The following is a 15,675-nucleotide window of genomic DNA, read 5'->3' as shown; positions in this document are numbered from 1 at the left end:
CATGAGAGAATAATACAACCGATATTTGGCGACAAGGCGTTTAGAACAACCCCTCGATAAACCCTTGCTCATTCAGCGCGATCCGCTCCGCCGCAGGCGAGCGCGGCAGGCCAGGCATGGTCATGATCTCGCCGGTAATGGCGACCACGAAACCGGCGCCCGCCGACAGGCGCACTTCGCGCACGGGCACGACATGGCCTTCCGGCGCACCGCGCAGGCTCGGATCGGTCGAGAAGGAATATTGCGTCTTGGCCATGCAGACCGGCAGGCTGCCGTAGCCCTGTTCTTCCCAGGCCTTCAACTGGTCGCGCACCGCCTTGGTCGCGGTCACCTCGCCGGCGTGATAGATCTTGGCGGCCACCGCCTCGATCTTTTCGATGAGCGGCATGTCGTCGGGATAGAGTGGCTGGAAGTTTGCCGTGCCCGACTGTGCCATCTCGACGACTTTCCAGGCAAGTTCCTCGATGCCTGCCGATCCTTCGGCCCAGTGGCGGCACAGGATCGCCTCAGCGCCCAGATGCGCGACGTAATCCTTCACCGCCTGGACTTCCGCATCGGTGTCGGAGATGAAGTGGTTGATGGCGACCACGACCGGCACACCGAACTTCCTGACATTGGCGACGTGACGACCGAGGTTCGCGCAGCCGCGCGTCAGCGCCTCGACATCCTCGCGGCCGAGATCCTCCTTGGCGACACCGCCATTCATCTTCAGCGCCCGAACCGTGGCGACGATCACGGCCGCATCCGGCCGCAGGCCGGCCTTGCGGCATTTGATGTCGAAGAATTTTTCCGCGCCAAGATCGGCGCCGAACCCGGCTTCGGTCACCACGTAATCGGCCAGTTTCAGGGCCGTCCTTGTGGCGATCACCGAGTTGCACCCATGCGCGATATTGGCAAACGGACCGCCATGGACGAAAGCTGGATTGTTCTCGAGCGTCTGCACCAAGTTCGGCTGCATCGCATCCTTGAGGAGCACCGCCATCGCGCCATCGGCCTTCAGGTCACGCGCAAAAACCGGCGTCTTGTCGGTGCGATAGGCGACGATGATATCGCCGAGACGGCGTTCGAGATCATCGAGATCCGACGCAAGGCAGAGGATCGCCATCACTTCCGACGCGACGGTTATGTCGAAACCGCCTTCGCGCGGAAAACCGTTGGACACACCGCCGAGCGAGCCGACGATTTCGCGCAGCGCCCGGTCGTTCATATCCATGACGCGGCGCCAGGTAACCCGGCGCACGTCGATATTCTCCGCATTGCCCCAATAGATGTGGTTGTCGATCATCGCGGCGAGAAGATTGTGCGCCGAGGTGATGGCGTGGAAATCGCCGGTGAAGTGCAGGTTGATATCCTCCATCGGCACGACCTGCGCATAACCACCGCCGGCGGCACCGCCCTTGACGCCGAAACAGGGACCGAGCGAGGGCTCCCGCACGCAGATCACCGCCTTCTTGCCGATGCGATTCAGCCCGTCTCCGAGCCCGACGGTCGTGGTTGTCTTGCCCTCGCCAGCCGGTGTCGGGTTGATCGCGGTGACCAGGATCAGCTTGCCATCTGGCTTGTGCGCTTGCGCGTTGATGAACTGCGCACTCACCTTCGCCTTGTCGTGACCGTAGGGAACGAGATCCTCCGGCGCGATCCCGAGACCCGCACCGATCTCCATGATCGGTTTGTGGGTCGCGGCACGGGCGATCTCGATGTCGGAAGCTATGGACGGCAAGATGTCATCTCCTTGAATGGCAGGCGGACTAAATCGCGATATGGCCCCATACGGCAAGGGTGCACGCAACACCATCCCCATCAAACATCTTCGTCTATCAATCGATAGAAAATCACGATCGCAAGAATTGGTGGCAGCTATAGTGTCGAATGCAGAAGAACTTTCGGATGTTGCCGCAAAACCGCCCCATCCACGAACATAAAACCCTGAAATAACATGAAATTTTGAGCAAAAGCCCACGCAGCATGTTTTTGAAGCCTTAAAACTGAAAAAATAAGCTGGCATCGAAGCTTTTTTGGTATAATCGTTGCGCCCCAACATAATTGGGTGTCATGTTTCGGGATCGCCATGATCACAATCGAACGGCAAGCGGCTCTGAACAAGGAGATTTCCTCCTCGGAATCGTATTCGGGCGTCATCTCCGCCCTGAAGAAGGTGGCCGTCGAGTTCGGCTTCAGACACGTCACCCTGCTGGCGTCGCCGGATCCGGACGATATCCTTCTGGCGCCGCTGATCGTCGAGACGAGCTGGTCACGAGACTATGTCCGTGAGTTCGATCGCCAGCGGCTGATGCGGCGCTGTCCGCTCGGGCCGCTTCTTCTCGGGTCGGCCCTCCCCGTCAGCTGGTCAATTGATGCCGCGGACACGCATAACCTTGCCTTCGATCCGCAGACGCTGGCGCTGCTGCGCATCTACGACCTTGTCTGCACCGCGGCGATGCCGCTGCATTCGGTCGATGGCAATCGCTTCATCCTGCGTTTCGACGGCACGCGCCAGCCGCTCGCCCAGGCTGAACTGAATGAACTGGGCATGATCGCGCTGCATGCCTTCGACGTGTTCGATCGTCTGCGCCGTCATGAACCCCGTGCCATTGCGCCGCCATTGACGGCACGCGAACTTGAGGTCGTCCGCTGGACCTCGCAGGGCAAGACTTCCAACGAAATCGGCAATATCCTGTCGCTCTCGGATCATACGATCAATGCCTACCTGACCAATGCGATACGCAAACTCGATTGCGTCAACCGCACGCAATTGGTCGCCAAGGCGATACGGCTGAAGCTGATTGCCTGAAGCCTCAGCCGCATGGATTGCGCGACACCCTGCCGCTCCGGGTCGAGCAGGCCTTGGCCGCGCATGCCGGAACCAAGACCAGCACAGCCCCGCGTCCAAGGAGGGCCACCAAAGGTCGGCCCTCCTCCCCATGAGACTGAGGAAATCCGGCGGTTGGCCCGGGCGCTGCGACCGTGATCAGCGATCCAGAACGGAACGCACTTCCACCAGGTTGGAACGCACCCGCAGCATGTAGAAGCCCATCGTTGAAAGATGGGTCGGCATGATCATGCCGTCTTCGCGGCCATTGGAAATGATCGTCGGCTGAATGCGCAGCGCCGCCTTGAACTGGCCGAGCGTATCGGTCCAGAGCGGGCCGAGATTGCGCTCGCGAATGACCTGGCTGAAATCGGCGCCGGCGGCCGACAGCACGGCGTAATAACCGTAGAGCTGACCGTAGGCAAACCAGAACCGGTCGTCCGCGCGCGTATCGAACCAGCCCCCATTGTGGTTTTCCGAACGCTCGCGCAGGATCGCGGTCGTGCTGCCGAGGTCATTGGCGATGCGGTCGACGAACTGCACCAGATTGTCGGCGCGGCTGTCGAAGGTCGTCACGCAGGCGGCAAGATCGACATTGAACTTCTTGAGACTCGTAATGGCCGCCCGGTAATAGCTTGGCGTCGGCGTTTTGGGACCAAACGGCGTCAGCCCGAAATACCAGGCATATTCGTCGAACTGCAGATTGTTGCGCGCATCCTGCAGGTTGTTGTCGATGCCGGACGTGCCGCGAATGCGGGCCAGACTGTCGACCAGTTCCACCGTCGTGCGGCGCACAGCCTGGTTGACGCCGCGCTGGAAGGACGCCTTGTTGTCGAAGAAGGGCGTGTGATCCCAGTCGATGCCGAAAAGCCCCACCCGGTAGAGCAGCATGGAGGAAATCCAGGCATTCCGGTTGACATTGCGGTCGGTGAGATCGGCGGCGACATCGACGATGGCGGAGGACTGGCACTGGCGCGGCGGCGCGACTGCTCCTGTCGGTGCGTCGACGCTGGCGGGAGCGGGTGTCGCCAGTGTCTGTCCCGCCGGCACCGTCCGCTCCGAAAAGCGATAACTGTCGACGAAATCGGGATCGAAATCCGTCCAGACCTGCGTCTGGTAGAAGAAATAGCCGTACAGACCGACCACCAGCGCCAAGACGGCCAGGATCGGACCGCGGATGATCCAGCTGCGCCGCCTGGCCCCGCCACCGTCCGCGCCACGAGGGTTCCGGCCGAAACGCGCGAAAATATTTGCGAAGAACCGCATCAGGCCGGCGAACAGACGCCGGAAGAAGGTAAGGATCGGATCAAGCATCGGCGTTTACTGCTCCTGTGTCGGTCACCGTGTCGGGCGTGTGCTGTCGCGTCTGAACGCCCTGCTGCGAGACGAGCGCGGAGCTGGCCGGCCGTCCGGACGGCCTATTGAAACGGTGTCGGAACCTGTCGTCGACCGCGTGTCTGCGATTGTTCATATCGCGCATGGACAGCAAGTTTTTCTCGCAAAGGGTCAGAAGCGGGGAAAGCGTATGGCGGGCATCCGCGGGAAACCGATCCGCAAGCGACTGCGGTGTGCTGCCTGCCAGCGCCCGCAGCACCACGATGCCGCGCTCGGCTTCAATGCCCAGCTTATGATAGAGACCGTTGCACGCCGCCTCGTGGCGGATCAGGCCCTCGACGAGATTCTGACGATCGCCCAACTGCCCGATCGCTTCCGACATGCTGTCGCCTTCCATTGACTTGGCCTGGGCCAGACGGCGGTCGAGGTCACTCTCAAACAGCGCAAAATGCGTTTTCATCACCTGCCGATGGCGTGCCAATGCGGCGGTAAGGCTTGCCGCTCGTTCCAGAACCGCAACCATTTCGTCCGAAAGGGCGGCGTCGCGGCGGCTTCTTTCGGCAACCTCGCTGCCGAAGCGCAGACGGCGCCATAGCTTTTCGTGAGAACGCAGGCTCTTGCGATCGTCCGCCCTGGCGATGATGGCGCCGATCGCGTCGTCGATACGACGGACCAGACGCACCAACGGCGAGGCGCCCGAACCGGCACTTTCGATCGCTTCGATCAAGCCGGCAGCGGCCGGCGCGGACCCCGCGGGAGAAGTCGAAGCTTCGTCGCCTGCCACGGCGTCACGATCGCGCCCGTCGGCCGGGAACACCGGCGCAGTTGGCGGCAGCCAATGCGCCGTCGCTTCCTCGATTGCAGACAGCATGGTCAGCGCTCGTGCAAGCTCGTCGTCGGCAGGATGTCGTCTGGCCATGGGGCAACCCTCTATTTGCTCGCTAGACATAAGCATGGACAGGCAAAATACCAGAGGGTTTCAAGGACATGTGGCGCCAATCGACACGCAGCGGCACCATGACGCCACCATTGCGGGCACAGCCCGGGCAGCATCTCTTCCGGGCACTGCGGGCAGCCAATCCGCCCAAGGCTGTCGCACTCATCGTGTCGCGGCAGGCCCTGTCATCCTTTGATCGTCGATCGAATCGGGTGGGAGGCGCTCGATGTCGCAAATACCCCGGCTCCCTTGCCGTTTTTGCGCGCGCTTGCGTGCGGCCCGGATGTATTCATAATGGCCGGGAACAAAAAAGAACGGGAGCTCAAACATGCGCCTTATCAAATATTCGACCATTCTGGCTACCACCGTCTCGGCGCTCCTTCTTGCGCAAACGGCGCAGGCCGCCGATGCCAAAAGCTGTGCCTCCGTGCGCATCTCCGATGTCGGCTGGACGGACCTTGCCGCCACCAATGCCTCCTTCGTGACTGTCCTTGAAGCGCTGGGCTACAAGGCCGACGTCAAGACGCTCGGCGTGCCGGTTACCTATTCCTCGATGAAGAACAAGGATATCGACGTCTTCATCGGCAACTGGATGCCGGCGCAAAACGGTGCGTTGAAGGATTACCTTGCCGACAAGTCGATCGAGCAGATCGCGGTCAATCTCGAAGGCGCGAAATACACGCTCGGCACGAACGCCGCAGGCGCCAAGCTCGGCATCAAGAATTTCAAGGATATCGCCGCCCACAAGGACGCGCTCGGCGGCAAGATCTACGGCATCGAGCCTGGCAATGAAGGCAACGGCATGATCGTGTCGCTGATCGACAAGAACACGTTCGACCTGAAGGGGTTTCAGGTGGTCGAGTCCTCCGAACAGGGCATGCTGACCGAAGTCACCCGCGCCGACAAGGAGGACAAGCCGATCGTCTTCCTCGCCTGGGCGCCGCATCCGATGAACGTCGCCCATGAGATCACCTATCTCGCCGGCGGCGACGAGACCGTCTTCGGTCCGAACTACGGTGGCGCAACCGTCTATACGGTCGCGCGCGGCGGCTATGTCACCGAATGCCCCAATCTCGGCACCCTGCTCAAGAACATGAAATTCTCGCTCGACATGGAGAATGCCATCATGGGCAAGATTCTCGATGACGGCGAGGATGCCGACGATGCCGCCAAAACCTGGCTGAAGGCCAATCCGAAGACGATCGAGCCCTGGCTTGCCGGCGTCACCACGCTTGACGGCAAGGATGGCCTTGCCGCCGTCAAGGAAGAGCTCGGCCTCTAAGCCCGAATTCCATGACCGGGGCAGGCTTCGCCGCCCCGGCTACCCGTCCTTTCTTTTTCTCTGGATGGCAGGTCTGTCGTGGATTGGCTTGAAGATCATCGTATTCCCATTGGTGCCTGGGCCAAGGCCGTTGTGGACTGGCTGACGACACACGGTTACTGGTTTTTCAGATGGCTCTCGGCCGTTCTGTCATCAGTCATCGACGGTCTGCTATGGGTGCTCGAGACCCCGCATCCGCTTGTCGTCATGGCGGTTTTTGCCGGGCTGTCATACTGTCTTCGGCGCTCGGTAGCGCTTGCCCTTTTTACCTTTGCCGGCTTTCTTTTCATCTTCAACCAGGGTTACTGGGAGGAAACCACCCAGACCTTGGCACTGGTCAGCGCCGCGACCTTCGTGAGCATGCTGATCGGCATTCCGCTCGGCATCGCCGCCGCCCGTCGCGACTGGCTCTACAATGCCATGCGGCCGATCCTCGACCTGATGCAGACCCTGCCCAGTTTCGTCTATCTCATCCCCGCCCTGATCCTCTTCGGCCTCGGCATGGTGCCGGGATTGATCGCCACCGTGATCTTCGCCATTCCGGCCCCGATCCGTCTCACCCGTCTCGGCATCATCTCGACGCCGGCCGCGCTGACGGAAGCGGCCGTCGCCTTCGGCGCCACCCCGGCGCAGATCCTGCGCAAGGTCGAGCTTCCCTTTGCCACGCCCCAGATCATGGCCGGGCTCACCCAGACGATCATGCTGTCGCTTTCTATGGTGGTAATCGCGGCGCTGGTTGGTGCCGACGGGCTTGGCGTGCCGGTGCTTCGAGCGCTCAATACCGTCAATGTCGCGCGCGGCTTCGATTCGGGCCTGTGCATCGTCATTCTCGCCATCATCCTCGACCGCATGTTCCGTACATCGCCGGGAGGCGCTTCATGACGACCTCACCCACTGCCACCGTGACGTCGACGACGTCAACGACATCGCCGGTCGCGACAGAACCGCGCGATTGCGTCCGGCTCGAAAACGTCGACATCATTTTCGGCGACAATCCCCAGCGCGCCCTGCCGATGGTCGATCAGGGCCGTACACGCGACGAGATCAGCGCAGAGACTGGCATCGTGATGGGCGTTGCCGGGGCATCTCTTGCCGTTCGCGAGGGCGAGATCCTCGTCCTGATGGGTCTGTCCGGTTCCGGCAAGTCGACCCTTCTGCGGGCGGTTAACGGTCTTGCCCCGGTCGTGCGCGGCCGCGTCACCGTCGCCACTGAGAACGGCCCGGTCGATCCCTACAAAGCGGATGCGAAAATGTTGCGCCATCTGCGCATGCACGCCGTCTCCATGGTATTCCAGCAGTTCGGCCTTCTGCCGTGGCGCACGGTCGCGGAAAATGTCGGCTTCGGCCTCGAACTGGCGGATGTGCCGGCAAGCGAGCGGCAGGCGCGCGTGGCCGAACAGTTGCAGCTCGTCGGCCTGTCGAAATGGTCGGATCGCAAGGTTGGCGAGCTTTCCGGTGGCATGCAGCAGCGCGTCGGCCTGGCCCGCGCCTTTGCCACCGGCGCCCCGATCCTGCTGATGGACGAGCCGTTTTCGGCGCTCGACCCACTGATCCGCACCAAACTTCAGGACGAACTCCTGGAGTTCCAGCGCCGCCTGAAAAAGACCATCCTTTTCGTCAGCCACGATCTCGACGAAGCCTTTCGCATTGGCAACCGCATTGCCATCATGGAAGGCGGCCGCATCATCCAGTGCGGCACGCCGCAACAGATCGTGCAGGCACCGGCCGATCGCTATGTCGCCGATTTCGTCGCCAACATGAACCCGATCGCGATGTTGACCGCCGCCGACGTCATGCGCGCGGGCGTGTCGGATGCCGGCGTTCCCGTGACCGCCACGGCGCCGGCTGCAACGCCGCTCGTCGATGTGCTCGACGCCATGGCCCGCCAGCCCGGCCTGATCGGCGTCATTGACAACGGCGCCGTCGTCGGCACCATCACCGCCGATGACGTGATTGCCGGCCTGACGCGCCATCGCCGACGCTGAGACGTCCATGCCGTTGCGCCGGCCGACGCATCGGCGTGACCGAGGATAAGAGATGCAGGACAAGCCCTCCCCCATTCGCGAAACCGATGACGAAGCGCGCAAGCTTGCCCGTCGCCTGTTGCGTGGCGCGCGCTATGCGTCGCTCGCCGTGCTGGATGCCGAGAGCGGATTTCCGGCCGTCAGCCGCGCGCTTTTGGGGATGGATGTCGATGGCGTGCCGGTCATCCTGGTATCGGCGCTCGCCGGCCACACCGTTGCCCTGCGCAACAATCCCCGCTGCTCACTCCTTGCCGGCGAGCCGGGCAAGGGCGATCCGCTGGCGCATGCCCGCATAACTGTCTTTTGCACCGCAGAACCGGTAGCGCGCGACAGCGACGATCACGCCCGCATCCGCGCCCGTTTCGTTGCCCGCCATCGCAAGGCGGAACTTTATGTCGACTTTGCCGACTTCGGCTTCTTCAGGCTGGTGCCGGTTTCCGCCGCGCTCAATGGGGGATTTGGCAAAGCGTACCAGTTGAGCGGCGAGGAATTGACGATTCGCGGCGCGTCCGTTGCGGCAGAATGGTTACACCCGCAAGAATTAACAGGGACGATGGACGAGCAGGCGGAGGCCGTGGCGCATTTTCTGAAAATGCCGGAGACAGGCGGATGGCGCATTTCCGGTGCCGATATGGCCGGTTTCGAACTGGTTCGGGGCGATATTCTTGTCAGATGCGAGTTTGAAACGCCTGTTTTCAGCCCAAACGAGATTATCGATCGTATTTTTAATTTTGCTAAAACATCATAGACGCTACGCTAAATTTAGGGATATACAATCCATCACCGAGCTTGCTAAATTTTCGGCCTCGAACCGATCACGATCAATGATACCTACATCAACCCAACTGATACCTGCTTTCCTATTTGAGGGGACGATTTAAAGACATGGACACGATGTCACTTTCCGATCACTCGACGACGGCCGCTGGCCTTCTGTCGGCTATGGCCAACCCCAAACGCCTGATGATCCTCTGCTGCCTGGTCAAGGGCGAAGTGGCCGTCGGCGCACTCGCAAACCAGGTTGGCCTCAGCCAGTCTGCACTTTCCCAGCATCTGTCCAAGCTGCGCGCACAGAAGCTGGTCAATACGCGTCGCGATGCCCAGACGATTTACTATTCCAGTTCGTCGGAATCGGTACTCAAGGTCCTCGAAACCCTTGAAACCATCTATTGCGCACCGGAACGGAAAAAAACCGCCGCCTGATGGTAGCGCTACCACGGGGGAAAACTACCCTGGCGCGAAGCTTCTAAATTAGGTGATTGAGATGCAGAACGCGTGAACCCGGGATGCGCGGTCTTCAAACCGCGATGCCGGGTCTGTTCGCATCGGGGGCAATGACATCTGGCATGCGGGTCTGCGGCGGGACCCGGATTGCCGGCCGGTCGCGCCCCTCCCGTGCCGCGACATCCAGACGATCCGGGCATTGTCGGTCACTCGGCCCTGCCGCCGGGCGACGGAGATGAACAGCGGACAGCCGAAAGCGCGCCGTCCTTGTCCTGCATCCACCGCAAGCTCTGCGCACCGGCATATTCCAAACATTAGATGGATGACAGGCCGCGAAAGCCTGCCTATAAGGCCTGCGATACGATCAAGGTATCCGTCGGGCAGGCGCAGAGCGTGCCGGCCGCGTTCGCGGTTGCGCGTACCATTCTTCGCCCGTCTCGCGCTTCATCCCCTGCCGGAGACTTCATGCTACGCCGCTTCTTTTCCTATTACGCACCCTATAAGGGCTTGTTTGCCCTGGATTTCGGCTGTGCGGTCCTGGCCGGCCTGCTGGAGCTCTGCTTTCCGATCGCCGTCAAATTTTTCGTCGATGATCTTCTCCCCGAGCAGCACTGGGGCTGGATCGCGGCGACGGCCGCCGCCCTCCTCGTCATCTATGTCTTCAACACCGGTCTGATGGCGGTGGTGAACTACTGGGGCCATGCGCTCGGCATCTCGATCGAAACCGACATGCGCCGCCAGGCCTTCGACCATATCCAGAAACTGTCCTTCCGCTATTTCGACAACAACCGCACCGGCCAGCTGATCACCCATGTAACCAAGGATCTGGAAGAGGTCGGCGAGGTCGCCCATCACGGCCCAGAAGACCTGTTCATCGCCGTCATGACCTTCATCGGCGCCTTCATCCTAATGTTTTCGGTGAATTGGAAGCTGGCGTTGATGACCACCATCATCGTGCCCTTCATGACCTGGCTGGTCAGCCGCTACGGCGCCCGCATGACCACCAACTGGCGCAAGCTCTTCCGACAGGTCGGCGATTTCAACACCCGCATCCAGGAAAGCGTCGGTGGCATCCGCGTCGTCAAGGCCTTTGCCAACGAGGATTACGAGCGCCAACTGTTTGCCGCCAACAACGAAGGCTACAAGACCACCAAGCTCAACGCCTACGCCTACATGACCGCCAGCATCACCATGAGCTATCTCAGCACCCGTCTGGTGCAGCTGATGGTGATGATCTTCGGCACCTATCTGGTCATCCAGGGTGAACTCACCTATGGCGGCTTTGTCGGCTTCCTGCTGCTGGTCAACGTCTTCTTCCGCCCGATCGACAAGATCACTTCGGTGATCGAGTCCTATCCGAAGGGCATCGCCGGCTTCTCCCGCTTCACCGCACTGATCGACACCGCCCCCGACATCGCTGACAAACCGGATGCGCGCGAAGTCGAGCACCTTACCGGCGCCATTGAATACCGCGACGTCGCTTTCAGCTATGACGGCAAGTCCAAAGTCTTCGAGCACCTGAACCTGAAGATCGCGCCCGGCGAAACCATCGCCTTTGTCGGCGCATCGGGTGCCGGCAAGACGACACTCTGCTCTCTCCTGCCGCGCTTTTACGAGGTCGACGCCGGCGCGATCCTGATCGATGGCATCGGTATCCGCGACATGACCCAGGCGTCGCTACGCAACCAGATCGGCCTTGTGCAGCAGGATGTCTTCCTGTTCGGCTCGACCATCCGCGAAAACATCGCCTATGGCCGTCTTGGCGCAACCGACGAGGAAATCATAGAGGCGCTGCGCCGTGCGGCTCTCGACGAGTTCATCCTGTCGCTGCCGGAAGGTCTCGACACGCCGGTCGGCGAGCGCGGCGTCAAGCTGTCGGGTGGCCAGAAGCAGCGTCTGGCGATCGCCCGCATCTTCCTGAAGGATCCCCCGATCCTCATTCTCGATGAGGCCACTTCGGCGCTGGATTCGGCCACCGAATATGCCATCCAGCAGGCGCTCGGAGAGTTGTCGCGCGGCCGCACCTCGCTCATCGTGGCGCACCGTCTCGCTACCATTCGCAATGCCGACCGGATCGTCGTCATGGGGCCGCAAGGCATTCTTGAACAGGGCTCGCATGCCGCCCTGCTTGCCAGGGGCGGAGCCTATGCCCGCCTCCACGAGGCGCAGTTCGGTGCGGTCGCCTGACGTCGACCTGTCGACCGTGCGTCAGTGCCCATCACGTCGCCGTGAAAAGCCTTGAATTAATACAACAAGACCGCGGTCCTTTCGGTTATCTTCTTGCGCGGCGCGGCGATTATTTCTAGAAAAATTGCCGACTGCCTGCGAGCCAAACATGGCCGCGCGGCGGATGGACCGTCACGGCTGCCCGGCTTCTGAACGACAAAATCATGTCGGGAGATCACGGAGCGATGCTGCGACACGATGAACATACGGGTTGGGAGGCCCGTGCCCCATGGAGACGAAAATGACATTGAAGACGATCACCGCGACGCTCGCCGCAACGCTTGCTTTTGCGCCTCTCGCGCATGCCGACATCACCATTGGCCTGATGGCGCCGCTCACCGGCCCGGTCGCCGCCATCGGCGCCCAGATCAAGAACGGCGCGGAAACGGCTGTCGCGGAAATCAACAAGAAGGGCGGTGTCAACGGCGAAAAGCTGGTCCTCAAGATTGCCGACGATGCTGGTGATCCGAAGCAGGGTGTTTCCGCCGCCAATCAGTTGATCGCCGACGACATCCGCTTCGTGGTCGGTCCGGTCACCTCAGGCGTATCGGTTCCCGCCTCGATCGTGTTTTCCGAAAACGGCGCGCTGATGGTGACCCCTACCGCCACCTCGCCGGAACTGACGACGCGTGGCCTGTCGACCATTTTCCGCACCTGCGGTCGTGACGACCAGCAGGCGGAAGTTGCCGCTGCCTACGTCGTCGAGAAGTTCAAGGACAGGAAGATCGCCATCCTCAACGACAAGGGTCAGTACGGGAAGGGCCTGGCCGACGCCTTCAAGGCTTCGCTGAACGCCGCCGGCGTGACCGAAGTCTTCAACGACGCTGTGACTGCCGGCGACAAGGATTTCAGCGCGCTCGTCACCCGCATGAAATCGCAGGGCGTCGACGTGCTATATTTCGGTGGCTATCATCCGGAAGCCGGGCTCCTCGTGCGTCAGATGAAGGACGCCGGCATGACTGTGCAGCTGATCGCTGGTGACGGCCTGTCGAACAGCGAATTCATCGCCACCGGCGGCGACGCGGCCAACGGCACGATCTACACCAATGCCGCCGACGCTTTGAAGAATGCCGACAGCAAGACGGCCGCCGATGCGCTTGCCGCGCGCAACATCCCGGCCGAAGCCTTTACGCTGAACACCTATGCGGCCGTCGAAGTCATCGCCGCCGGCATCACCAAGGCCGGCAGCACCGATGACGCCGAGGCCGTGGCCGAAGCGCTGAAGGACGGCACCGCCATCAAGACCGCCATCGGCGAACTGACCTACGGCGAAACCGGCGACCTCACCTCGCAGAGCTTCTCCGTCTACAAGTGGGAAGGCGGCAAGACCGTCGCCGCCGAGTAATCCGCACCGTCGAATTTGATATCGAAGCGGGCGCCTTCTGGCGCCCGTTTTTGGTTTCCCTTACAGCATACGATCCGCATGCTCGCGCGACGGCACCCAGCAGGTCTGGCGCTTCCCGAAAATGCGGTAGCGGTTGCGGGCGATCAGCCGATAGAGCGGGTCTCGCAGGCCGCGGGGCACAAGCCGCAGGCCGGTCAGCGCTTTCCACGGCCAGCCGAGACCGTCATAGATGGCAAGCACGGCCTCGCTGTCGCGCAAGGCCCGGCCGCCTTCGACCACGATCATCGTCTCGGGATCGGCGGGATCGATGCCGAAATGTCGATAGAGCGCGGCTCCGACCTCGCCTTGCATCGACGCCAACCGAAACCGGTGCCCGTGGTCGTGGCGCAACACGAATTGCGCATTGGCGGAGCATAGGACGCATTCGGCGTCGAAAACGATGATCGGCCCCTGCGAATGCGGGCCGGAAGGCTTCTGTGTGTTCATGGTCGCACCATAAGCGCTCACCTGCCGCCTCCACAACGCAATTCGGCTGCAGGGCAAACCGGCGCTATCCTGGTTATGCCCCTCCCCGGCTCGGCCTCAAGCGGGTAAATAGGGGAATCATTTCAGCTTCAGGAGCCTTCCATGAGCCACCGCCTCGAAACGTTGATCGACCAGGGCACCGGTCGCGCACCTGCGGATATCGTGCTAAAGGGCGGGCAGTTCTTCGATCTGGTCACCGGCGAACTGGTCGCGTCGGACATTGCCATCTGCGGTGACCGCATCGTCGGCACCTGCGGCGAGTACACCGGCAAGACAGAGATCGGCATTTCTGGAAAGATCGTCGTTCCGGGTTTCATCGATACGCACCTCCACATCGAATCCTCTCTCGTCACACCGCATGAATTCGACCGCTGTGTGCTGCCTTATGGCGTGACGACCGCGATTTGCGATCCGCACGAGATCGCCAATGTCATCGGCGCCGAGGGCATCCAGTTCTTCCTCGATAGCGCCGAGCAGACGATCATGGATATCCGCGTCCAGCTCTCTTCCTGCGTGCCCGCCACGCATCTGGAAACCGCCGGCGCCGATCTGCCGATCGAAAAGCTGCTGCCCTTCCGCGATCACCCGAAGGTTATCGGCCTTGCCGAGTTCATGAATTTCCCGGGCGTCATCCACAAGGACCCGATCTGCCTGGCCAAACTCGACGCCTTTTACGGCGACCATATCGACGGCCACGCGCCGCTTCTCTCCGGCAACGATCTGAACGGCTACCTATCCGCCGGCATCCGCACCGAACACGAATGCACGACGGCGCAAGAAGCGCTCGAAAAGATCCGCAAGGGCATGCACATTCTCGTGCGCGAAGGCTCGGTCTCCAAGGATCTGCACGCGCTGATGCCGATCCTCACCGAACGCCTGTCGCCCTATCTGGCGCTTTGCACAGACGACCGCAATCCGCTCGACATCGCCGAGCAGGGCCATCTCGACTACATGATTCGCACGGCGATCGCTAACGGCGTCGAACCGCTCGCGGTCTACCGCGCCGCTTCCATCTCCGCCGCCAAGGCTTTTGGCCTGCGGGATCGCGGTCTTGTCGCACCCGGCTGGCGCGCCGATCTCGTGATCATCGACAGCCTTGAAAACTGCAAGGCCGACATGGTGTTTTCCGCCGGTCGCAAGGTCACCGACGAACTGTTTGCCACCCGCAAGCCGGTCGTGCCAGTCGGCCTCGACAGCGTCAAGGCGCGGCCCGTGCAGGCCATGCATTTCGGCGTGCCTTTCGCCGAGGGTGAAACGCCTGTGATCGGTGTCATGCCTGGAAAAATCATCACCGAACACCGCCGTTACCGCCTGCCCGCCTCCGGCAACCAGACCGGCGTCGATCTGGAGCGCGACATCATCAAGGTCGCGGTCATCGAGCGACACGGCAAGAACGGCAACCACGCCAACGGTTTCGTGCAGGGTTTTGGGTTGAAGAAGGGGGCGATCGCCTCCACCGTCGGCCATGACAGCCACAATATCTGCGTGGTCGGCGTCTCAGAAGACGACATGGCACTGGCGGCCAATCGGCTGGGCGAAATCAAGGGCGGTTTTGTCGTCGTGGAAGACGGCAAGGTGACCGGCGAGATCGCGCTGCCCGTTGCCGGCCTGATGAGTCTTGAACCCTACGAATGGGTACGCGACACGCTGCACGACTTGAGGAAGTCGGCCTATGCCCTTGGAACGACTCTGGAAGAACCCTTCCTGCAAGTGGCCTTCCTGCCGCTGCCGGTCATCCCGCATCTGAAAATTTCGGATATGGGGATGGTGGATGTCGATAGGTTTGAGCTGATTTGATGAGCGGGGAAAACCTCCATCTCCTCCGTCATCCTCGGCCTTGAGCCGAGGATCTGACCATGCATCACAGACAATGCAGCAGATGCTCGGGACAAGCCCGAGCATGACGAACGAGAGGCTACGCCTAAAAAA

13 protein-coding genes are annotated in these 15,675 nt (G+C 61.5%); 9 read left to right on the top strand and 4 right to left on the bottom strand.

Annotated features, from left to right (window positions below; genetic code table 11):
* Window positions 1-40 precede the first annotated feature (40 nt).
* Window positions 41-1,720 (bottom strand): formate--tetrahydrofolate ligase, encoded by a 1,680-nt coding sequence (locus tag ACQKKX_RS03025; RefSeq protein WP_427568659.1) that lies wholly within the window; start codon window positions 1,718-1,720, stop codon window positions 41-43.
* 348 nt (window positions 1,721-2,068) lie between these two features.
* Between ACQKKX_RS03025 and ACQKKX_RS03020 the strand changes: the two genes are divergently transcribed.
* Window positions 2,069-2,791 (top strand): response regulator transcription factor, encoded by a 723-nt coding sequence (locus ACQKKX_RS03020; RefSeq protein ID WP_427568656.1) that lies wholly within the window; start codon window positions 2,069-2,071, stop codon window positions 2,789-2,791.
* 177 nt (window positions 2,792-2,968) lie between these two features.
* On the opposite strand, the gene ACQKKX_RS03015 is transcribed toward ACQKKX_RS03020, so the two are convergent.
* The gene (locus ACQKKX_RS03015; RefSeq protein ID WP_427568654.1) at window positions 2,969-4,123 is read right to left on the bottom strand and encodes a DUF2333 family protein; all 1,155 of its coding nucleotides are present in this window, start codon (window positions 4,121-4,123) and stop codon (window positions 2,969-2,971) included.
* Window positions 4,116-5,063 carry a hypothetical protein gene (locus ACQKKX_RS03010; RefSeq protein ID WP_427568653.1) on the bottom strand — a complete coding sequence of 316 codons (948 nt, stop codon included), beginning with the start codon at window positions 5,061-5,063 and terminating at the stop codon, window positions 4,116-4,118. The genes ACQKKX_RS03015 and ACQKKX_RS03010 overlap by 8 nt, the downstream gene beginning before the upstream one ends.
* A gap of 346 nt (window positions 5,064-5,409) precedes the next feature.
* Here ACQKKX_RS03010 and choX point away from each other — a divergent pair, with 346 nt between their 5' ends.
* From choX to ACQKKX_RS02975, 7 genes are all read left to right on the top strand, one after another.
* Window positions 5,410-6,363 (top strand): choline ABC transporter substrate-binding protein, encoded by a 954-nt coding sequence (gene choX / locus ACQKKX_RS03005; RefSeq protein ID WP_427568651.1) that lies wholly within the window; start codon window positions 5,410-5,412, stop codon window positions 6,361-6,363.
* 78 nt (window positions 6,364-6,441) lie between these two features.
* Complete coding sequence (choW, locus tag ACQKKX_RS03000) at window positions 6,442-7,284, top strand: choline ABC transporter permease subunit (RefSeq protein WP_427568650.1); 843 nt, start codon at window positions 6,442-6,444, stop codon at window positions 7,282-7,284.
* Complete coding sequence (gene choV, locus ACQKKX_RS02995) at window positions 7,281-8,387, top strand: choline ABC transporter ATP-binding protein (RefSeq protein ID WP_427568648.1); 1,107 nt, start codon at window positions 7,281-7,283, stop codon at window positions 8,385-8,387. The genes choW and choV overlap by 4 nt, the downstream gene beginning before the upstream one ends.
* Before the next feature lie 52 nt (window positions 8,388-8,439).
* Window positions 8,440-9,174, top strand: coding sequence for a HugZ family protein (locus ACQKKX_RS02990; protein ID WP_427568646.1), 735 nt, complete (start codon window positions 8,440-8,442; stop codon window positions 9,172-9,174).
* 137 nt (window positions 9,175-9,311) lie between these two features.
* A complete protein-coding gene (locus ACQKKX_RS02985) occupies window positions 9,312-9,629 on the top strand; it encodes an ArsR/SmtB family transcription factor (RefSeq protein WP_132271970.1) in 318 nt (105 codons plus the stop codon).
* A 486-nt stretch (window positions 9,630-10,115) separates the two neighbouring features.
* Window positions 10,116-11,837, top strand: coding sequence for an ABC transporter ATP-binding protein (locus ACQKKX_RS02980; RefSeq protein WP_427568643.1), 1,722 nt, complete (start codon window positions 10,116-10,118; stop codon window positions 11,835-11,837).
* Between the two features lie 280 nt (window positions 11,838-12,117).
* Complete coding sequence (locus tag ACQKKX_RS02975) at window positions 12,118-13,221, top strand: branched-chain amino acid ABC transporter substrate-binding protein (protein ID WP_427568641.1); 1,104 nt, start codon at window positions 12,118-12,120, stop codon at window positions 13,219-13,221.
* Between the two features lie 60 nt (window positions 13,222-13,281).
* Here the strand turns inward: ACQKKX_RS02975 and ACQKKX_RS02970 are convergent, their stop codons facing one another.
* A complete protein-coding gene (locus tag ACQKKX_RS02970; RefSeq protein ID WP_427568639.1) occupies window positions 13,282-13,707 on the bottom strand; it encodes a thiol-disulfide oxidoreductase DCC family protein in 426 nt (141 codons plus the stop codon).
* A 141-nt stretch (window positions 13,708-13,848) separates the two neighbouring features.
* Between ACQKKX_RS02970 and ade the strand changes: the two genes are divergently transcribed.
* Window positions 13,849-15,543, top strand: coding sequence for an adenine deaminase (ade, locus tag ACQKKX_RS02965; RefSeq protein ID WP_427568637.1), 1,695 nt, complete (start codon window positions 13,849-13,851; stop codon window positions 15,541-15,543).
* The last annotated feature ends 132 nt before the right edge of the window (window positions 15,544-15,675 follow it).

This window comes from Neorhizobium sp. NPDC001467, from assembly GCF_050275975.1.
Classification (GTDB): Bacteria; Pseudomonadota; Alphaproteobacteria; order Rhizobiales; family Rhizobiaceae; genus Neorhizobium.
The sequence above is the reverse complement of the archived record's forward strand: the minus strand, read 5'-3'. Positions and strand labels throughout refer to the sequence as shown.

Coding starts and splice junctions, on each gene's coding strand:
- ACQKKX_RS03020 (WP_427568656.1), top strand. CDS start 2,069: ATGATCACAATCGAACGGCAAGCGGCTCTGAACAAGGAGATTTCCTCC.
- ACQKKX_RS03015 (WP_427568654.1), bottom strand. CDS start 4,123: ATGCTTGATCCGATCCTTACCTTCTTCCGGCGTCTGTTCGCCGGCCTG.
- ACQKKX_RS03010 (WP_427568653.1), bottom strand. CDS start 5,063: ATGGCCAGACGACATCCTGCCGACGACGAGCTTGCACGAGCGCTGACC.
- choX (WP_427568651.1), top strand. CDS start 5,410: ATGCGCCTTATCAAATATTCGACCATTCTGGCTACCACCGTCTCGGCG.
- choV (WP_427568648.1), top strand. CDS start 7,281: ATGACGACCTCACCCACTGCCACCGTGACGTCGACGACGTCAACGACA.
- ACQKKX_RS02990 (WP_427568646.1), top strand. CDS start 8,440: ATGCAGGACAAGCCCTCCCCCATTCGCGAAACCGATGACGAAGCGCGC.
- ACQKKX_RS02985 (WP_132271970.1), top strand. CDS start 9,312: ATGGACACGATGTCACTTTCCGATCACTCGACGACGGCCGCTGGCCTT.
- ACQKKX_RS02980 (WP_427568643.1), top strand. CDS start 10,116: ATGCTACGCCGCTTCTTTTCCTATTACGCACCCTATAAGGGCTTGTTT.
- ACQKKX_RS02975 (WP_427568641.1), top strand. CDS start 12,118: ATGACATTGAAGACGATCACCGCGACGCTCGCCGCAACGCTTGCTTTT.
- ACQKKX_RS02970 (WP_427568639.1), bottom strand. CDS start 13,707: ATGAACACACAGAAGCCTTCCGGCCCGCATTCGCAGGGGCCGATCATC.
- ade (WP_427568637.1), top strand. CDS start 13,849: ATGAGCCACCGCCTCGAAACGTTGATCGACCAGGGCACCGGTCGCGCA.